Origin of the sequence: Pseudomonas sp. OTU5201, from assembly GCF_038440135.1 — a bacterium.
In the GTDB taxonomy this organism is placed as follows: Bacteria; Pseudomonadota; Gammaproteobacteria; order Pseudomonadales; family Pseudomonadaceae; genus Metapseudomonas; species Metapseudomonas resinovorans.
In genome coordinates this window covers 52720-68092 of the sequence record NZ_JASATC010000006.1, presented here as the reverse complement: position 1 = coordinate 68092, position 15373 = coordinate 52720, and the positions used below count along the sequence as shown (strand labels likewise).

At 64.7% G+C, this 15373-nt stretch carries 12 protein-coding genes; all 12 read left to right on the top strand.

Annotation, left to right across the window (positions count from 1 at the left end):
* The first annotated feature begins 60 nt into the window (after window positions 1-60).
* Complete coding sequence (locus tag AAHM40_RS05595; protein ID WP_342243781.1) at window positions 61-1677, top strand: PleD family two-component system response regulator; 1617 nt, start codon at window positions 61-63, stop codon at window positions 1675-1677.
* Between the two features lie 75 nt (window positions 1678-1752).
* Window positions 1753-3717 carry a methyl-accepting chemotaxis protein gene (locus AAHM40_RS05590; RefSeq protein WP_342243780.1) on the top strand — a complete coding sequence of 655 codons (1965 nt, stop codon included), beginning with the start codon at window positions 1753-1755 and terminating at the stop codon, window positions 3715-3717.
* 212 nt (window positions 3718-3929) lie between these two features.
* Window positions 3930-5708, top strand: coding sequence for a protein-disulfide reductase DsbD (locus tag AAHM40_RS05585; RefSeq protein WP_342243779.1), 1779 nt, complete (start codon window positions 3930-3932; stop codon window positions 5706-5708).
* A gap of 123 nt (window positions 5709-5831) precedes the next feature.
* Window positions 5832-6275 carry a type II 3-dehydroquinate dehydratase gene (aroQ, locus tag AAHM40_RS05580; RefSeq protein ID WP_028630732.1) on the top strand — a complete coding sequence of 148 codons (444 nt, stop codon included), beginning with the start codon at window positions 5832-5834 and terminating at the stop codon, window positions 6273-6275.
* 25 nt (window positions 6276-6300) lie between these two features.
* Window positions 6301-6762, top strand: coding sequence for an acetyl-CoA carboxylase biotin carboxyl carrier protein (gene accB / locus AAHM40_RS05575; RefSeq protein WP_342243778.1), 462 nt, complete (start codon window positions 6301-6303; stop codon window positions 6760-6762).
* 17 nt (window positions 6763-6779) lie between these two features.
* Window positions 6780-8129: an acetyl-CoA carboxylase biotin carboxylase subunit gene (accC, locus tag AAHM40_RS05570; protein WP_342243777.1), complete on the top strand. Its 1350-nt coding sequence runs from the start codon at window positions 6780-6782 to the stop codon at window positions 8127-8129.
* Window positions 8130-8256: 127 nt separating this feature from the next.
* Window positions 8257-9135 carry a 50S ribosomal protein L11 methyltransferase gene (prmA, locus tag AAHM40_RS05565; protein WP_342243776.1) on the top strand — a complete coding sequence of 293 codons (879 nt, stop codon included), beginning with the start codon at window positions 8257-8259 and terminating at the stop codon, window positions 9133-9135.
* A gap of 58 nt (window positions 9136-9193) precedes the next feature.
* Window positions 9194-10537 (top strand): DUF3426 domain-containing protein, encoded by a 1344-nt coding sequence (locus AAHM40_RS05560; RefSeq protein WP_342243775.1) that lies wholly within the window; start codon window positions 9194-9196, stop codon window positions 10535-10537.
* Window positions 10538-10715: 178 nt separating this feature from the next.
* A complete protein-coding gene (gene dusB, locus AAHM40_RS05555) occupies window positions 10716-11711 on the top strand; it encodes a tRNA dihydrouridine synthase DusB (protein WP_028630727.1) in 996 nt (331 codons plus the stop codon).
* Complete coding sequence (gene fis / locus AAHM40_RS05550; RefSeq protein WP_028630726.1) at window positions 11708-12028, top strand: DNA-binding transcriptional regulator Fis; 321 nt, start codon at window positions 11708-11710, stop codon at window positions 12026-12028. Before dusB ends, fis begins: the two co-directional genes overlap by 4 nt.
* A gap of 114 nt (window positions 12029-12142) precedes the next feature.
* Window positions 12143-13750 carry a bifunctional phosphoribosylaminoimidazolecarboxamide formyltransferase/IMP cyclohydrolase gene (gene purH, locus AAHM40_RS05545; RefSeq protein ID WP_342243774.1) on the top strand — a complete coding sequence of 536 codons (1608 nt, stop codon included), beginning with the start codon at window positions 12143-12145 and terminating at the stop codon, window positions 13748-13750.
* 226 nt (window positions 13751-13976) lie between these two features.
* Window positions 13977-15266, top strand: a complete 1290-nt coding sequence (purD, locus tag AAHM40_RS05540) for a phosphoribosylamine--glycine ligase (RefSeq protein WP_028630724.1) — start codon at window positions 13977-13979, stop codon at window positions 15264-15266.
* Window positions 15267-15373 lie beyond the last annotated feature (107 nt).

The window sequence follows — 15373 nt, the reverse complement described above, 5'->3', positions numbered from 1 at the left end:
GCTAACAAGGTGATAGCATGGAGCCATCATTTAGATCGTCTCCAGGCGACACCTCCTGCCATGACCGAGCACGAAGATCCCAGTCGCGACAGACTCAAGAACCACTTCGCCCAACGGGTGATCAACCAGGCGCGACATGTCCTGGAGATCTGGCAGCGCCTGCAACGCAGCGAGTGGAGCGCAGCCTGCATGACCGAGCTGGCCGAGGCCAGCCTCTACCTGCAGCGCTATGCCGAACGCTTCGAGCAGCCCGAGCACACCCGCCTGGCGATGGCCATCGGTAATTGCCTGCGTGGCGTCGAGGAGAATCGCGGCCGTCTGTCCAGCGACCTGATCACTGAACTCAGCCTGCTGATGCAGCGCCTGTCGCGCACCGGCCTGCGTCATGGCGACCAGTTCGAGCAGACCTTCCTGCCGCCCTTGCGCAAACCGGTGTACCTGGCACTGCAAAGCAAGGAGCGCGCCGAGCGCCTGACCCAGCAACTGGAGTTCTTCGGCCTCAACGCCCAGCTCTGCGAGAGCGCCAACGCCTTCCGCTCGGCCATGGCCGAACGGCATCCGGCGGCCATCGTGCTGGAAGTGGACTTCTCCGGTGCGGGCCAGGGGCTGGAGCTGGCACGCGAGGCCCAGCAGGGACTGGAACAGAAGCTGCCGATCATCTTCTTCAGCCATGACGAGGCCGACGCCCCGACCCGCCTGACCGCCGTGCGCGCCGGCGGCCAGGAGTTCTTCACCGGTGCCCTGGACGCGTCCAGCCTGTTGGAGAAGCTGGAAACCCTTACCCGCACCGCTCACTACGACCCGTTCAAGGTGCTGGTGGTTGACGACTCCCGAGCCCAGGCCACCCATACCGAACTGGTCCTCAACTCGGCCGGAATCGTCACCCGCGTCATCACCGAGCCGGTACAGGCCCTGTTGGCCCTGGCCGATTTCCAGCCAGACCTGATCATCCTCGACATGTACATGCCCGAATGCCTTGGCACCGAACTGGCCAAGGTCATTCGCCAGCACGAGCGTTACGTCAGTGTGCCGATCATTTATCTGTCGGCCGAGGACGACCTGAATAAGCAGCTGGACGCCATGAGCGAGGGCGGCGACGACTTCCTCACCAAGCCGATCAAGCCGCGCCACCTGATCGCCACGGTGCGCACCCGCGCCAAGCGTGCGCGCAGCCTGAAGGCGCGTATGGTGCGCGACAGCCTCACCGGGCTGTTCAACCACACCCACACCTTGCAGTTACTGGAAGACGCCAGCTCCCGGGCACGCCGGGAAGGCAAGCCGCTGTGCTTTGCCATGCTCGATATCGACCACTTCAAGAAGGTCAACGACACCTACGGCCACCCCATGGGCGACCGGGTGATCAAAAGCCTCGCGCTGTTCCTCAAGCAACGCCTGCGCAAGACCGACCACATTGGCCGCTACGGTGGCGAGGAGTTCGCCGTGGTACTGCCCGATACCGACCTGGCGGCTGCGCAGCGTGTGCTGGAAGAAATCCGCCGACGCTTCGCCGAGATCCGCTACCCGGCGCAACCCCACGACCTGTCCTGCACCTTCAGTTGCGGTATCGCCCAACTGCAGGACGATCTGGACATCAACCAGTTGTCCAAGCTGGCCGACGAAGCGCTCTACCGCGCCAAACACGGCGGGCGCAACCGGGTGGAGTTGCACAAGGATTGACCTCCCCGTCGTCACGGGACTGTCACTAAACAGCAATATCATCTGGCCATCCCTCAGAAGTCTGTCGAGGACAGGATGCGCCTGAAACTGCTCACCAACCTCATTACCCTGCTGCTGGTCACTGTGTGCTTGGCATTGGGGGCCACCCTCTGGTGGTCGCAGAAGGCCCTGCAGCGGCCCTACCAGCTAATGGAGCAGTACCTGGAACTGGCCCAGCACTTCCGCGGTGAAGTGGCGGACAATGTCCAGGCCTATCTCAACAGCGGCGACGCCCTGCGTCACAGCGCGGCCAGCCAGGGCATCGACAGCCTGGAACAGCGCCTCGGCCAGCTTCCCGACGAGTTCACCCGCGACCTGCTGCCCAGCTTCGTCGAGCTGCGCGAATTCACTCGCGGCGAACTGCTCGCCGCCGGCAAGCTGGCAGGCGACCCCCAGGGCCTGCTGATCCAGGCCGAGCGGGAAATCGCCGGCTCCCTCGACCAGCTCGCCCAGTACGCCGACTCCGCCAGCACCCCGACCGCAGACGACTACCGCGCGCCGCTGTTCGCCGCCGCCCAGCACCTCAATCGCCTCAGCCAGGCCCGGGCCAAGCTGGTTGCCAGTGGCCGCGACGAGTTAGCCGCCGATGTCGAGCGCGAACTGGAAGCCTTGGGCCGCGACAGCGCCCAGCTGGAACAACTGCCCCTGCTCGGCGTAGCCGACAGCAGCAACTCGGCCGCCAACGACTTCGCCGCCATGATGGGACTGGAAAGCAGTAGCGAAGCCAGTCAGGCCGAGGACCGGGGCATCGCCCTCAAACGCGAGCTGGCCGGCCTGCTCAAGCGCTACCCCGGTGAACTGACACGCACTCGCGAACTGATCCAGCGTCGCTCCGAACTGGCCGCCGCCACTGTCCAGCGCGTGGATGCCCTGCAGGCCGCACTGGCCGCGCTGGAGCCGCAGGTGCGCGCCGAGCACGGCCGCATCCAGGGCGAAGTCCGCCTGATGCAGGGCCTGATGATCGGGCTGATCCTGCTCATCGCCCTGTGCATCGATCGCATCCAGCGTCGACTGACGCAGGTCCTCGGCCGCCTCGTGGTCGCCCTGGGTGCCTGGGCGGCCGGCGATTTCAGCCGCCCCATCGCCCTGAGCTCCAGCACACTCGACCTGCGCCGCATCGAAGACTCGCTCAACCGCTTGCGCGATTACCTTGGCGAACTGGTCGGCACCATCCGCCAGCACGCCGAACGGGTGGCCGGCAGCAGCAGTGCCCTGGCCGACCTGAACAACGGCTTGCACGCCGGCGCCGAAGACCAGGCCGGCGGCACCGCGCAAATACGCGATGCCCTGGGCGAACTGGAAAGCACCATCCAGCAGGTGGCCGGTGACGCCAGCCTGGCCGCGGATGCCAGTCGCGACGCCGGGCTTGCCGTGGAGCAAGGCCAGAGCGTGATCGACCAGAGCCTGGCCGGCCTGCACCAACTGGTGGGCGAAGTGCAGAACAACGCCCAGGCCGTGGAGCGCCTGGCCGAAGAGACCGAAACCATCGACAAGGTGCTGACGGTGATCCGCGGCATCGCCGAGCAGACCAACCTGCTGGCACTCAACGCCGCCATCGAAGCCGCCCGCGCCGGTGAAATGGGCCGCGGCTTCGCCGTCGTTGCCGAGGAAGTGCGCTCCCTGTCCCAGCGCACCACCGGCGCCACCACGGAAATCCAACAACTGATCGCCCGCCTGCAACAGGCGGCACGGCAGTCGGTGGAAGCCATGCGCATCCAGGTGGAGCACGCAGAAGCCAGCGCCGAGCAGGCCGCCGCCGCCGACGGCGCGCTGGTGGAAGTGGTCAGTGCCATCCGCACCATCGCCAGCATGGCCGAGCGCATCGCCGACGCCACCGCCCAGCAGAGCGGCGCGGTCAGCGACATCCGTGACCACAGCGAGCAGATCCATCAACTGGGCGGCGACAACCTGGCACGCATCAGCGAAAGCCGCAGCCAGGGCGAGCGCCTGCTGCAGCTGGGTGGCGAACTGCATACGGCGGTGCAGGCCTTCCGCGTCTGACGCCATGGCGCGACGGATTGTCGCGCCGGAGCCTTCTGTAGGAGCGAGCTTGCTCGCGAACCCATTGGCACCGAGGTGTTCGCGAGCAAGTTCGCTCCTACCATTCGACACCCGACCTTTCAGCCCAAGGACAAAACCGCTTACAGCAGCAACCCTGCAGGAAGGCGCCGAGGTTCGCTATGATGCGAGCACTTTCTGCCCAAGAGACTTCCATGCGCCGCCTGCTTAGCCTGATCCTGCTGCTGGTGGCCCTGCCCGCTGGCGCAGGGTTGCTGGACAACCGCCCGAGCCCGAACCTGGGTGCTTCCCTCAATAACAGTGGCGATTTCCTGCCGGTGCGCGAGGCCTTCCGCCTCAGCCTGGTAGAACGCACGCCTACCTCGGTGAAGCTGCGCTTCACCAATGCCGAGGGCTACTACCTCTATCGCCATCGTTTCCAATTCCGCGCCGAACCCGCCGACAGCGGCCTGGGACAGCCGGTGCTGCCCGCCGGCGAGCACAAGACCGACGAGTACTTCGGTGATGTGGAGGTCTATTACGGCGTGCTGGACGTGGACCTGCCGGTAGACCCGGCCCGCAAGGCAGCAACCGAGTTACGCGTGACCTACCAGGGCTGCGCTGACAAGGGCCTGTGCTATCCGCCGGAAACCGAGGTGCTGAAGCTGGCCGATGGCGCCGCGGGCGGCGACGCGTCCGGGATTGGCGGCACCGCCACAGGCAAGAGCTGGAGCTGGCACGAACTGGCGCTGTTCTTCCTCGCCGGCCTGGGCCTCACTTTCACCCCCTGTGTGCTGCCGATGCTGCCGATCCTCTCCGGCGTGGTACTGCGCGGCCAGGCGGGTGGCAGCCGCGGCCTGGTGCTGTCATTGGCCTACGTGCTGCCGATGGCCGCCTGCTTCGCCCTGCTGGGCGCACTGATGGGCGTGTTCGGCGCCGAGCTCAACCTCCAGGCGCGACTGCAATCCCCCTGGGTACTGGTGCCTTTCGCCGCCTTCTTCACCGCCTTTGCCCTGGCCATGTTCGGCCTCTACGAACTGCACCTGCCGCGCTTCATCAGCGGCCCGCTGGATACCCTGGCCGGAAGCACCAAGGGCGGTTCGATCTGGAGCGCCGCACTGCTCGGCGTAATTTCCAGCCTGCTGGTTTCCCCTTGTGTTTCCGCACCGCTGGCCGGAGCGCTGCTCTATATCAGTGCAAGCGGCGATGCCCTGGGTGGCGGCCTGAAACTCTTCGCACTCGGCCTGGGCATGGGCGCTCCCTTGGTGCTGTTCGCCACTGGCGGTGGCGCGCTTCTGCCCAAGGCCGGCCAATGGATGGTTGCCGTACGCAACGCCTTCGGCGTGCTATTGCTGGCGGTGGCGGTGTGGATGCTCGAACGCGTCCTGCCCGGCCCCCTGGCCCTGGGCCTCTGGGGTCTGCTGGCCGGCGGCGTGGCGCTGTTCCTCGGGGCCCTGGAGTTCACTCCCAAGGCGCCCCGCGAGCGCCTGGCACAGCTCGGCGGCCTGGTCCTGCTGGTGTACGCCGTGGCCGCCTGGGCCGGCGCCCTTCAGGGTGAAACCGACCCGTTGCGCCCGCTGGGCCGCACGCACCTGGTTGGTGCGCCGTCCGTCGCGCCAGCCACCGGGCAATGGCAGACCATCAAGACCCCGGCGGAACTCACCGGTGCCCTGGCCGAAGCCAAGGGCTCTGGCCAGCCGCTGCTGCTGGACTGGTATGCCGACTGGTGCATTAGTTGCAAGGTGATCGAGCGTGAAGTCCTTACTGCCACGGAGGTTACCTCGCAGCTGGGCGGCTACCGCCTGATCCGCTTCGACATGACCGAGAGCAACGCGGAACAACGCGCATTGCTCGACCGCTACAAGCTGTTCGGACCGCCGGCCATCCTGTTCTTCAACGGGCAGGGTGACGAACTGGCCGATCTGCGAGTCGTAGGTGAAGTCGATGCCAAGGCCTTTGCCGCTCGTCTGCAACAGGCGAATGCATCGCGCTGATGCATGCAACGTCATATATTTGCCGTAAACACCGGGCATCTTGTCGACTATTGTTGACAACTGGACAGCCTTTCCGGCTATCCGGCATAGTGCCGCCTGGCCTCCAATAAGGAACAAAACAGCATGGCCACCCTGCTCGTCCTGCATGGCCCCAACCTCAATCTGCTGGGGACCCGCGAACCCGACAAATACGGGGCTACCACCCTGGCCGAGATCAACCAGGACCTGGAGCGCCGCGCCCGCGAAGCCGGACACCATCTGATGTACCTGCAGAGCAATGCCGAGTACGAACTGATCGACCGAATTCATGCCGCCCGTGGTGAAGGAGTGGACTTCATCATCATCAATCCTGCGGCTTTCACGCATACAAGTGTCGCCCTACGTGACGCATTGCTCGCAGTGAGCATCCCATTCATCGAAGTGCACCTGTCCAACGTGCACAAGCGAGAACCTTTTCGCCATCACTCCTACTTTTCCGACGTTGCCGTGGGAGTGATCTGCGGTCTGGGTGCCACCGGCTACCGCCTGGCCCTGGACGCGGCGCTAGAACACCTTGAACGCCCCTGACCTCACCCTTGGGAGTTGATGATTAATGGATATCCGTAAAGTCAAGAAACTGATCGAACTGCTGGAAGAGTCCGGTATCGACGAACTGGAGATCCGCGAGGGCGAAGAGTCCGTGCGCATCAGCCGTCACAGCAACAAGGCCTTCGCGGGTCAACCCATTTACGCTGCCGCCCCCGCGCCGGTAGCTGCTCCGGTCGCTGCTGCCCCGGCCGCCGCTGCTGAGTCCGCTGCCCCGGCTGCACCGAAGCTGAACGGCAGTGTCGTGCGCTCGCCGATGGTCGGCACCTTCTACCGCTCGCCGTCCCCGACGACTGCTTCCTTCGTCGAAGTCGGCCAGAGCGTGAAGAAAGGCGACATCCTCTGCATCGTCGAAGCCATGAAGATGATGAACCACATCGAGGCCGAAACCAGCGGCGTGATCGAATCCGTCCTGGTGGAAAACGGTCAGCCGGTTGAGTACGACCAGCCGCTGTTCACCATCGTTTGAACCGCGGAGAGCCTGCGATGTTGGAAAAAGTCCTGATCGCCAACCGTGGCGAGATTGCCCTGCGCATCCTGCGCGCCTGCAAGGAGCTGGGCATCAAGACGGTGGCAGTGCACTCCACGGCCGACCGTGAGCTGATGCACTTGTCCCTGGCCGATGAGACCGTCTGCATCGGCCCGGCTTCGGCAGCCCAGTCCTACCTGAGCATCCCAGCGATCATCAGCGCCGCCGAACTCACCGGCGCTACCGCGATCCACCCGGGCTACGGCTTCCTCGCCGAGAACGCCGATTTCGCCGAACAGGTGGAGAAATCCGGCTTCGCCTTCATCGGCCCGAAAGCCGACACCATTCGCCTGATGGGCGACAAGGTTTCGGCCAAGGACGCCATGAAACGCTCCGGCGTTCCGACCGTACCGGGCTCCGACGGCCCGCTGCCGGAAGACGAGGAAACCGCACTCGCCATCGCGCGCGAAGTGGGTTACCCGGTCATCATCAAGGCAGCCGGTGGCGGCGGTGGTCGCGGCATGCGCGTGGTGCATGACGAAGAAGAACTGATCAAGTCGGCCAAGCTGACCCGTACCGAAGCTGGTGCGGCGTTCGGCAACTCCATGGTCTACCTGGAGAAGTTCCTCACCAACCCGCGCCACGTCGAAGTCCAGGTCCTGTCCGACGGCCAGGGTAACGCCATCCACCTCGGCGACCGCGACTGCTCCTTGCAGCGCCGTCACCAGAAGGTGCTGGAAGAAGCCCCTGCCCCGGGCATCGACGAGAAGGCCCGCGCCGAAGTACTGGACCGTTGTGTCCAGGCCTGTATCGAAATCGGCTACCGCGGCGCTGGCACCTTCGAGTTCCTCTACGAGAACGGTCGCTTCTACTTCATCGAGATGAACACTCGCGTACAGGTGGAGCACCCGGTTACCGAAATGGTCACCGGCATCGACATCGTCAAGGAAATGCTCAGCATTGCCGCTGGCAACAAGTTGTCGATCAAGCAGGAAGACGTGGTCATCCGTGGCCATGCGCTGGAATGCCGGATCAACGCCGAAGACCCGGACAACTTCATGCCGAGTCCTGGCAAGGTGACCTACTTCCACGCCCCGGGTGGCAACGGCGTTCGCGTCGATTCGCACCTGTACAGCGGTTACGCGGTTCCGCCGAACTACGACTCGCTGATCGGCAAGCTGATCACCTACGGCAAGGATCGCGACGAAGCCATGGCGCGCATGCGCAATGCGCTGGACGAGATCGTCGTCGACGGGATCAAGACCAACATCCCGCTGCACCGCGACCTCACGCGCGACAAGGGTTTCTGCAAGGGTGGTATCAACATCCACTACCTGGAAAAGAAACTCGGCATGGACAAGCACTGATCACCGTCGGTGCCTGATCCACGACACAAGGGCTGCCAACTGGCGGCCCTTGTGTTTTTCCAGCCTGTGCTCAAGTAAGCTTGCGCGCCTGCCGCGTGTGCACGCTGAATATTCAAGAGGTCCCGCCATGCCCTGGTTACAAGTTCGTCTCGCCATCACCCCGGAACAGGCGGAAATCTACGAAGACGCCCTGCTGGAAGTGGGAGCGGTCTCAGTGACCTTCATGGATGCCGAAGACCAGCCGATTTTCGAGCCGGACCTGGGCACCACCCCGCTCTGGACCCACACCCACCTGCTGGCCCTGTTCGAGGCCGACACCGACGAAACCAGCCTGGTAGCGCACCTTGAGCTGCTGACCGGCGGCACACTGCCGGAGCACCTGATAGAGCGCATCGAAGACCAGGATTGGGAACGCAGCTGGATGGACAACTTCCAGCCCATGCGCTTCGGCCGTCGCTTGTGGATCGTACCGAGCTGGCATGAAGCGCCCGAACCGGGCGCGGTGAACCTGCTGCTGGACCCAGGCCTGGCCTTTGGCACCGGCACCCACCCGACCACCGCCCTGTGCCTGGAATGGCTGGACGACCAGAAACTCGACGGTTGCGAAGTACTGGATTTCGGCTGCGGTTCGGGCATCCTCGCCATCGCTGCGCTGCTGCTGGGCGCGCGCCAGGCCGTGGGCACCGACATCGACCCCCAGGCCCTGGAAGCCTCCCGCGACAACGCCTCGCGCAACGGCATCGACCCGGCACGCTTCCCGGTCTACCTGCCTGCCGACCTGCCGGCCAGGCCCGCCGAAGTGGTGGTGGCAAACATTCTCGCCGGCCCGCTGGTGTCCCTGGCGCCGCAGATCACCAGCCTGGTGGCACCGCGCGGACGCCTGGCCCTGTCCGGTATCCTCGCCGAGCAGGCCGAAGAAGTACGCGCCGCCTACGCCGACGCATTCGACCTCGACCCCACGGCAGAGAAGGACGGTTGGGTACGCATCAGTGGCGTGCGCCGCTGAAGCGCTGGAAACCCAATAGATCGAGTAAAATAGCCTTTAGTTTCGACCGGATCGCCGCATGACCGACAGTTTCGTCACCCAATGCCCACAATGCCAGACCAGTTTCCGCGTCAGCCGCGCCCAACTGGCCGTGGCCCATGGCGCCGTGCGCTGCGGAGCCTGTCTGCATGTGTTCAATGCGGCGCAACAGCTGTTGGCGGCGAAGGGCCAGGCGGCTCCGACGGCCAGTAAACCCAAGGCCCCAACCCCGCCCCCTGCGCCCAGGACAGAAGCACCCCAGGTTGCGGCCCCCAGTGTCGCCACCGTGCTCAAGCAGCCGTCTGCACCGCAGGCGCAGGCCAAACCGGCCGGCAGCGAAACCCTGTGGATCCACGACGACCTGGACCTCGACAGCCTCGACCTGGATGAGGAGCTGGCCAAGCTGGAACAGGAAGAACAACGCCTGTCCCGTGACCTGCTCGGCCCGAACGCACCGGCACGCGCCGAAGCGCAACCTGCACCCCGTCATGATGAAGGCTGGGCCGAAGCCCTGCTGGAAGCCGAAGAGCACAAGGCCCCTTCGGCACCCGCCCCCGAACCGGAGCCAGCACCAGAGCCCGAATTCGAACGACGCGCCGAGCCCAGTGCCGAACCGGTCAGTCGCACCCCGGTGGAACCACCCAAACCGGCCCCGCGCACCGAGCCCAGCCTGTCCATGGACCTGGTGGAAGACGAGCCCGGCCCGGACTTCAGCCTCGGCTCCGCTCGCGACGACGAGCCTGACGACCTGGACAACGAACTCGACGATGACCTCGACGAGCCGCAGACCGCAGCCCCCACACGCCAGCAGCCCCAGCGCAGCGAGCCCGGCCTGCGCGAAGGAGGCCTGCTTGACCTCAGCGACGAGCCCCTGCAACTCGACTGGCAGGAATCCAGGCGCCCCTGGGGCCGCTGGATCGGCTGGACCCTGCTGAACCTGTTCGGCGCCTTCGCCCTGGCCACTCAGTACATCTGGTATCACTTCGACGAATTGGCGCGACAGGACCAGTACCGCCCCTGGTTCCAGCAAATCTGCCCGGAGATCGGCTGCCAGCTGCCCTCCAAGGTGGACATCGCCCTGATCAAGAGCAGCAACCTGGTGGTCCGCAGCCACCCCGAGTTTTCCGGCGCCCTGGTGGTGGACGCGATCCTCTACAACCGCGCGGCCTTCGCCCAGCCGTTCCCGCTGCTGGAGCTGCGCTTCGCCGACATCAATGGCCAGTTGCTGGCCAGCCGCCGCTTCAAGCCCGGCGAATACCTCTCCGGCGAACTGGCCGGGCAGGCAGAGATGCCGCCGCAGACCCCCATCCACATCAGCCTGGACATCCTCGACCCGGGCACCAAGGCCGTGAACTACAGCCTCAGCTTCCACTCCCCTGAATAAGCCGCAAGCGCCGGATTCCGGCGCCTCCAGGGCATTTCTAACTCTCAGCAATAAGCGCAGGGCTGTTCAGAATTTGTTCAAAACAGCCTTTATCCAGTCATCGAGAGCGGGTATCATGCCCACCCTTTTTCGAACTCCCCCAGCACTCATCTGAGCAGGCCCCAAACAGGGAAGACCTATGTCGGCGGTTAGCATTGGCCCTTATGCCTTGCCCAATCAGGTGATACTCGCCCCCATGGCGGGTGTGACCGACCGGCCGTTCCGTCTGCTTTGCCGCCGCCTCGGCGCCGGCATGGTGGTATCGGAAATGGTCACCAGCGACGTGCGCCTGTGGAACAGCCGCAAGTCGCGGCTGCGCCTGCTCCACGAGGGGGACCCGGAGCCCCGCTCCGTCCAGATAGCCGGTGGAGACCCGGACATGCTGGCAGAAGCGGCTAGGGCCAATGTTGAACTCGGTGCGCAGATCATCGACATCAACATGGGCTGCCCGGCGAAGAAGGTCTGCAACAAGGCCGCCGGCTCGGCGCTGATGAAGGACGAAGCCCTGGTGGCCGATATCCTCAACGCCGTGGTCAAGGCCGTCGACGTGCCCGTCACCCTGAAGATCCGGACCGGCTGGGACCGATCGAACAGGAACGGCATCACAGTGGCGAAAATCGCCGAACAGGCTGGTATCCAGGCCCTGGCCGTCCACGGCCGGACCCGCGCCGACCTGTACACCGGTGAAGCGGAGTACGACACCATCGCAGCGATCAAGCAGGCGGTGTCGATTCCGGTCTTTGCCAACGGCGATATCGATTCGCCACAGAAAGCCAGACAGGTCCTCGACGCCACCGGCGCCGATGCCCTGTTGATCGGTCGAGCGGCCCAGGGGCGACCCTGGATTTTCCGCGAGATCGCGCACTACCTGGCGACCGGTGAACTACTGCCGGCGCCGGGCTTGATCGAGGTGGAACGGATACTGCTGGAACACCTGGCCGCACTGCACGCCTTCTACGGCGACGAGATGGGCGTTCGCATCGCTCGCAAGCATGTCGGCTGGTATCTGGCAACCCTGCCCGGCGCCAGGGAGTTTCGCGCCAAGTTCAATCGTTTGGAGTCCACGGACGCGCAGTGCGCCAACGTTCGGGAGTTCTTCGCCGAGCGTCACAACGAAGGGGAAAAGGCCGCATGACGACGATGACCGAGAATTTTTTTGATGGGGCAACACCCGTGAGCGACAACGCTAACCTGAAACAGCACCTGACGGCGCCCACCGCAGAGGGCCAGACCCTGCGTGGCAGTGTCGAAAAGGCACTGCACAACTATTTTGCCCATCTTGAGGGCGCCGCCGTCACGGACGTGTACAACCTGGTGCTTTCCGAAGTGGAAGCGCCGTTGCTGGAATCCGTGATGAATTACGTCAAGGGTAACCAGACCAAGGCTTCCGAGATGCTCGGCCTCAACCGGGGCACGCTGCGAAAGAAGCTCAAGCAATACGACCTGCTCTGAAGGTCGGGAGCTGGAAGCCGGAAGCTTGAAGCGGGACGCTCCCCGACGGTCAAGCTTCCGGCTTCCAGTTTCAGGCCTAGCCGCTAAATCCTCTCCCACTCGAATGGTTCCGAAATGACCGACCAGACCACCCGCCTTCCCGTTCGCCGCGCCCTGATCAGCGTCTCCGACAAGACCGGCATCGTCGAATTCGCCCGTGAACTGGCTGCCCTTGGCGTGGAAATCCTCTCCACCGGCGGCACCTACAAGCTGCTCAAGGACAACGCCATCGCCGCCGTGGAAGTCGCTGACTACACCGGCTTCCCGGAAATGATGGACGGTCGCGTAAAGACCCTGCACCCGAAGATCCATGGCGGCATCCTCGGCCGTCGCGACCTCGATGGCGCGGTGATGGAACAGCACGGCATCAAACCGATCGACCTGGTCGCGGTCAACCTCTACCCCTTCGAGGCCACCGTCGCCAAGCCTGACTGCGACCTGCCCACTGCCATCGAGAACATCGATATCGGCGGCCCGACCATGGTCCGCAGCGCCGCGAAGAACCACAAGGACGTCGCCATCGTGGTCAACGCCAGCGACTACGCCAGCGTCCTCGAAGGCCTGAAAGCCGGCGGCCTGACCTACGCCATGCGTTTCGACCTGGCCCTCAAGGCGTTCGAGCACACCTCCGCCTACGACGGCATGATCGCCAACTACCTGGGCACCATCGACCAGGCACGCGACACCCTGTCCACCGAAGGCCGTGGCGCCTTCCCGCGCACCTTCAACAGCCAGTTCGTCAAGGCCCAGGAAATGCGCTACGGCGAGAACCCGCACCAGAGCGCGGCGTTTTACGTAGAAGCGAAAAAGGGCGAGGCCAGCGTCTCCACCGCCATTCAGCTGCAGGGCAAGGAACTCTCCTTCAACAACGTGGCTGATACCGACGCCGCGCTGGAGTGCGTGAAGAGCTTCGTCAAGCCGGCCTGCGTCATCGTCAAGCACGCCAACCCGTGCGGCGTGGCCGTGGTCCCTGAGAACGAAGGCGGCATCCGCAAGGCCTACGACCTGGCCTACGCCACCGATACCGAATCCGCCTTCGGCGGCATCATCGCCTTCAACCGCGAGCTGGATGGCGAAACCGCCAAGGCCATCGTCGAGCGCCAGTTCGTCGAAGTCATCATCGCGCCGAAAATCTCCGCTGCCGCTCGTGAAGTGGTCGCTGCCAAGGCCAATGTGCGCCTGCTGGAATGCGGTGAATGGCCGGCTGAACGTGCCGCAGGTTGGGACTTCAAGCGCGTCAACGGCGGCCTGCTGGTGCAGAGCCGTGACATCGGCATGATCAAGGCGGAAGACCTGAAGATCGTCACCCAGCGCGCCCCGAGCGAGCAGGAAATCCACGACCTGATCTTCGCCTGGAAAGTGGCCAAGTTCGTCAAATCCAACGCCATCGTCTACGCCAAAAACCGCCAGACCGTCGGCGTCGGCGCCGGCCAAATGAGCCGCGTCAACTCCGCCCGCATCGCCGCCATCAAGGCCGAGCATGCTGGCCTGGAAGTCAAAGGCGCGGTGATGGCCTCGGACGCCTTCTTCCCCTTCCGCGACGGCATCGACAACGCAGCCAAGGCCGGCATCACCGCGGTGATCCAGCCGGGTGGCTCCATGCGTGACAACGAAGTCATCGCTGCCGCCGACGAGGCAGGCATTGCGATGGTGTTCACCGGCATGCGCCACTTCAGGCACTGAGTGACAGGGACGCACTGAAGCCGGCATCTGCTGCGTTGTCCGGCCCTTCCCCAATGCTCATTGCCAGACGGCAACTCCGCTTGGTGAAGGACCGGACGCCTTGCATCTACCCGCTCCATCGCGCCCCCTACAGTCCGTCGTAGAAGATTCGTAGCTTTTGTAGGGTGGATGACGCTCTTCTCATCCACCGTTGGGGCCGCAGGCCCGCCTCCTCAAGGAGAACGCAATGAACGTACTCATCATCGGCAGCGGCGGTCGTGAACACGCCCTGGCCTGGAAAGTGGCCCAGGACCCGCGCGTGGCGAAGGTCTTCGTGGCCCCGGGCAACGCTGGCACGGCGACCGAAGCCAAGTGCGAGAACGTCGCCATCGACGTGCTGGCCCTGGAACAACTGGCCGATTTCGCCGCCAAGAACGTCCAGCTGACCATTGTCGGCCCCGAAGCGCCGCTGGTGAAAGGCGTGGTCGACCTGTTCCGTTCGCGCGGCCTGGACATCTTCGGCCCCACCGCCGGCGCGGCCCAACTGGAAGGTTCCAAAGCCTTCACCAAGGACTTCCTGGCCCGCCACAAGATCCCCACCGCCGACTACCAGAACTTCACCGAAGTGGAGCCGGCCCTGGCCTACCTGCGCGAAAAAGGCGCGCCCATCGTGATCAAGGCCGACGGCCTGGCCGCGGGCAAGGGCGTGATCGTCGCCATGACCCTGGCCGAAGCCGAAGACGCCGTGCGTGACATGCTCGCCGGCAACGCCTTCGGTGACGCCGGTTCGCGCGTGGTCATCGAGGAGTTCCTCGACGGCGAAGAAGCCAGCTTCATCGTCATGGTCGACGGCCAGAACGTGCTGCCCATGGCCACCAGCCAGGACCACAAGCGCGTTGGCGACGGCGACACCGGCCCCAACACCGGCGGCATGGGCGCTTACTCCCCCGCTCCGGTGGTCACCGCCGACGTGCACCAGCGCGTGATGGACGAAGTCATCTACCCGACCGTGCGCGGCATGGCCGAGGAAGGCAATGTCTACACCGGTTTCCTCTATGCCGGCCTGATGATCGACAAGAGCGGTGCGCCCAAGGTCATCGAATTCAACTGCCGCTTCGGCGACCCGGAAACCCAGCCCATCATGGTGCGCCTGGAGTCTTCCCTGGTCCTCCTGGTGGAAGCCGCCCTGGCCAAGGCCCTGGACAAGGTCGAAGCCACCTGGGACCCGCGCCCCACCGTAGGCGTGGTTCTGGCCGCCGGCGGCTACCCGGGCGACTACGCCAAGGGTGACGTGATCGAAGGCCTGGACGATGCCGCCGCCCTGGACGGCAAGGTGTTCCACGCCGGTACCGCGCTGAAGGACGGCCAGATCGTCACTGCTGGTGGCCGCGTGCTCTGTGCCACCGCCATCGGCGCCAGCGTGTCCGACGCCCAACAGCAGGCCTATCGCCTGGCGGAGAAAATCCGCTGGAACGGTTGTTTCTACCGCAAGGACATCGGCTACCGCGCCATCGCCCGGGAACGCAACGACGGGTAAAGGGTCAGTAAATAGTGCTCACCAAGGCGGCCAAGTGGCCGCCTTGGTCATATTCCGCACAAGAGGGGCTTGGCTATAATCCGGCCACTCACCCACGAAGGGACCTC

Excerpts from the sequence above, each read along its gene's own strand:
- AAHM40_RS05595 (WP_342243781.1), top strand. The coding sequence starts at position 61 with ATGACCGAGCACGAAGATCCCAGTCGCGACAGACTCAAGAACCACTTC.
- AAHM40_RS05590 (WP_342243780.1), top strand. The coding sequence starts at position 1,753 with ATGCGCCTGAAACTGCTCACCAACCTCATTACCCTGCTGCTGGTCACT.
- AAHM40_RS05585 (WP_342243779.1), top strand. The coding sequence starts at position 3,930 with ATGCGCCGCCTGCTTAGCCTGATCCTGCTGCTGGTGGCCCTGCCCGCT.
- aroQ (WP_028630732.1), top strand. The coding sequence starts at position 5,832 with ATGGCCACCCTGCTCGTCCTGCATGGCCCCAACCTCAATCTGCTGGGG.
- accB (WP_342243778.1), top strand. The coding sequence starts at position 6,301 with ATGGATATCCGTAAAGTCAAGAAACTGATCGAACTGCTGGAAGAGTCC.
- accC (WP_342243777.1), top strand. The coding sequence starts at position 6,780 with ATGTTGGAAAAAGTCCTGATCGCCAACCGTGGCGAGATTGCCCTGCGC.
- prmA (WP_342243776.1), top strand. The coding sequence starts at position 8,257 with ATGCCCTGGTTACAAGTTCGTCTCGCCATCACCCCGGAACAGGCGGAA.
- AAHM40_RS05560 (WP_342243775.1), top strand. The coding sequence starts at position 9,194 with ATGACCGACAGTTTCGTCACCCAATGCCCACAATGCCAGACCAGTTTC.
- dusB (WP_028630727.1), top strand. The coding sequence starts at position 10,716 with ATGTCGGCGGTTAGCATTGGCCCTTATGCCTTGCCCAATCAGGTGATA.
- fis (WP_028630726.1), top strand. The coding sequence starts at position 11,708 with ATGACGACGATGACCGAGAATTTTTTTGATGGGGCAACACCCGTGAGC.
- purH (WP_342243774.1), top strand. The coding sequence starts at position 12,143 with ATGACCGACCAGACCACCCGCCTTCCCGTTCGCCGCGCCCTGATCAGC.
- purD (WP_028630724.1), top strand. The coding sequence starts at position 13,977 with ATGAACGTACTCATCATCGGCAGCGGCGGTCGTGAACACGCCCTGGCC.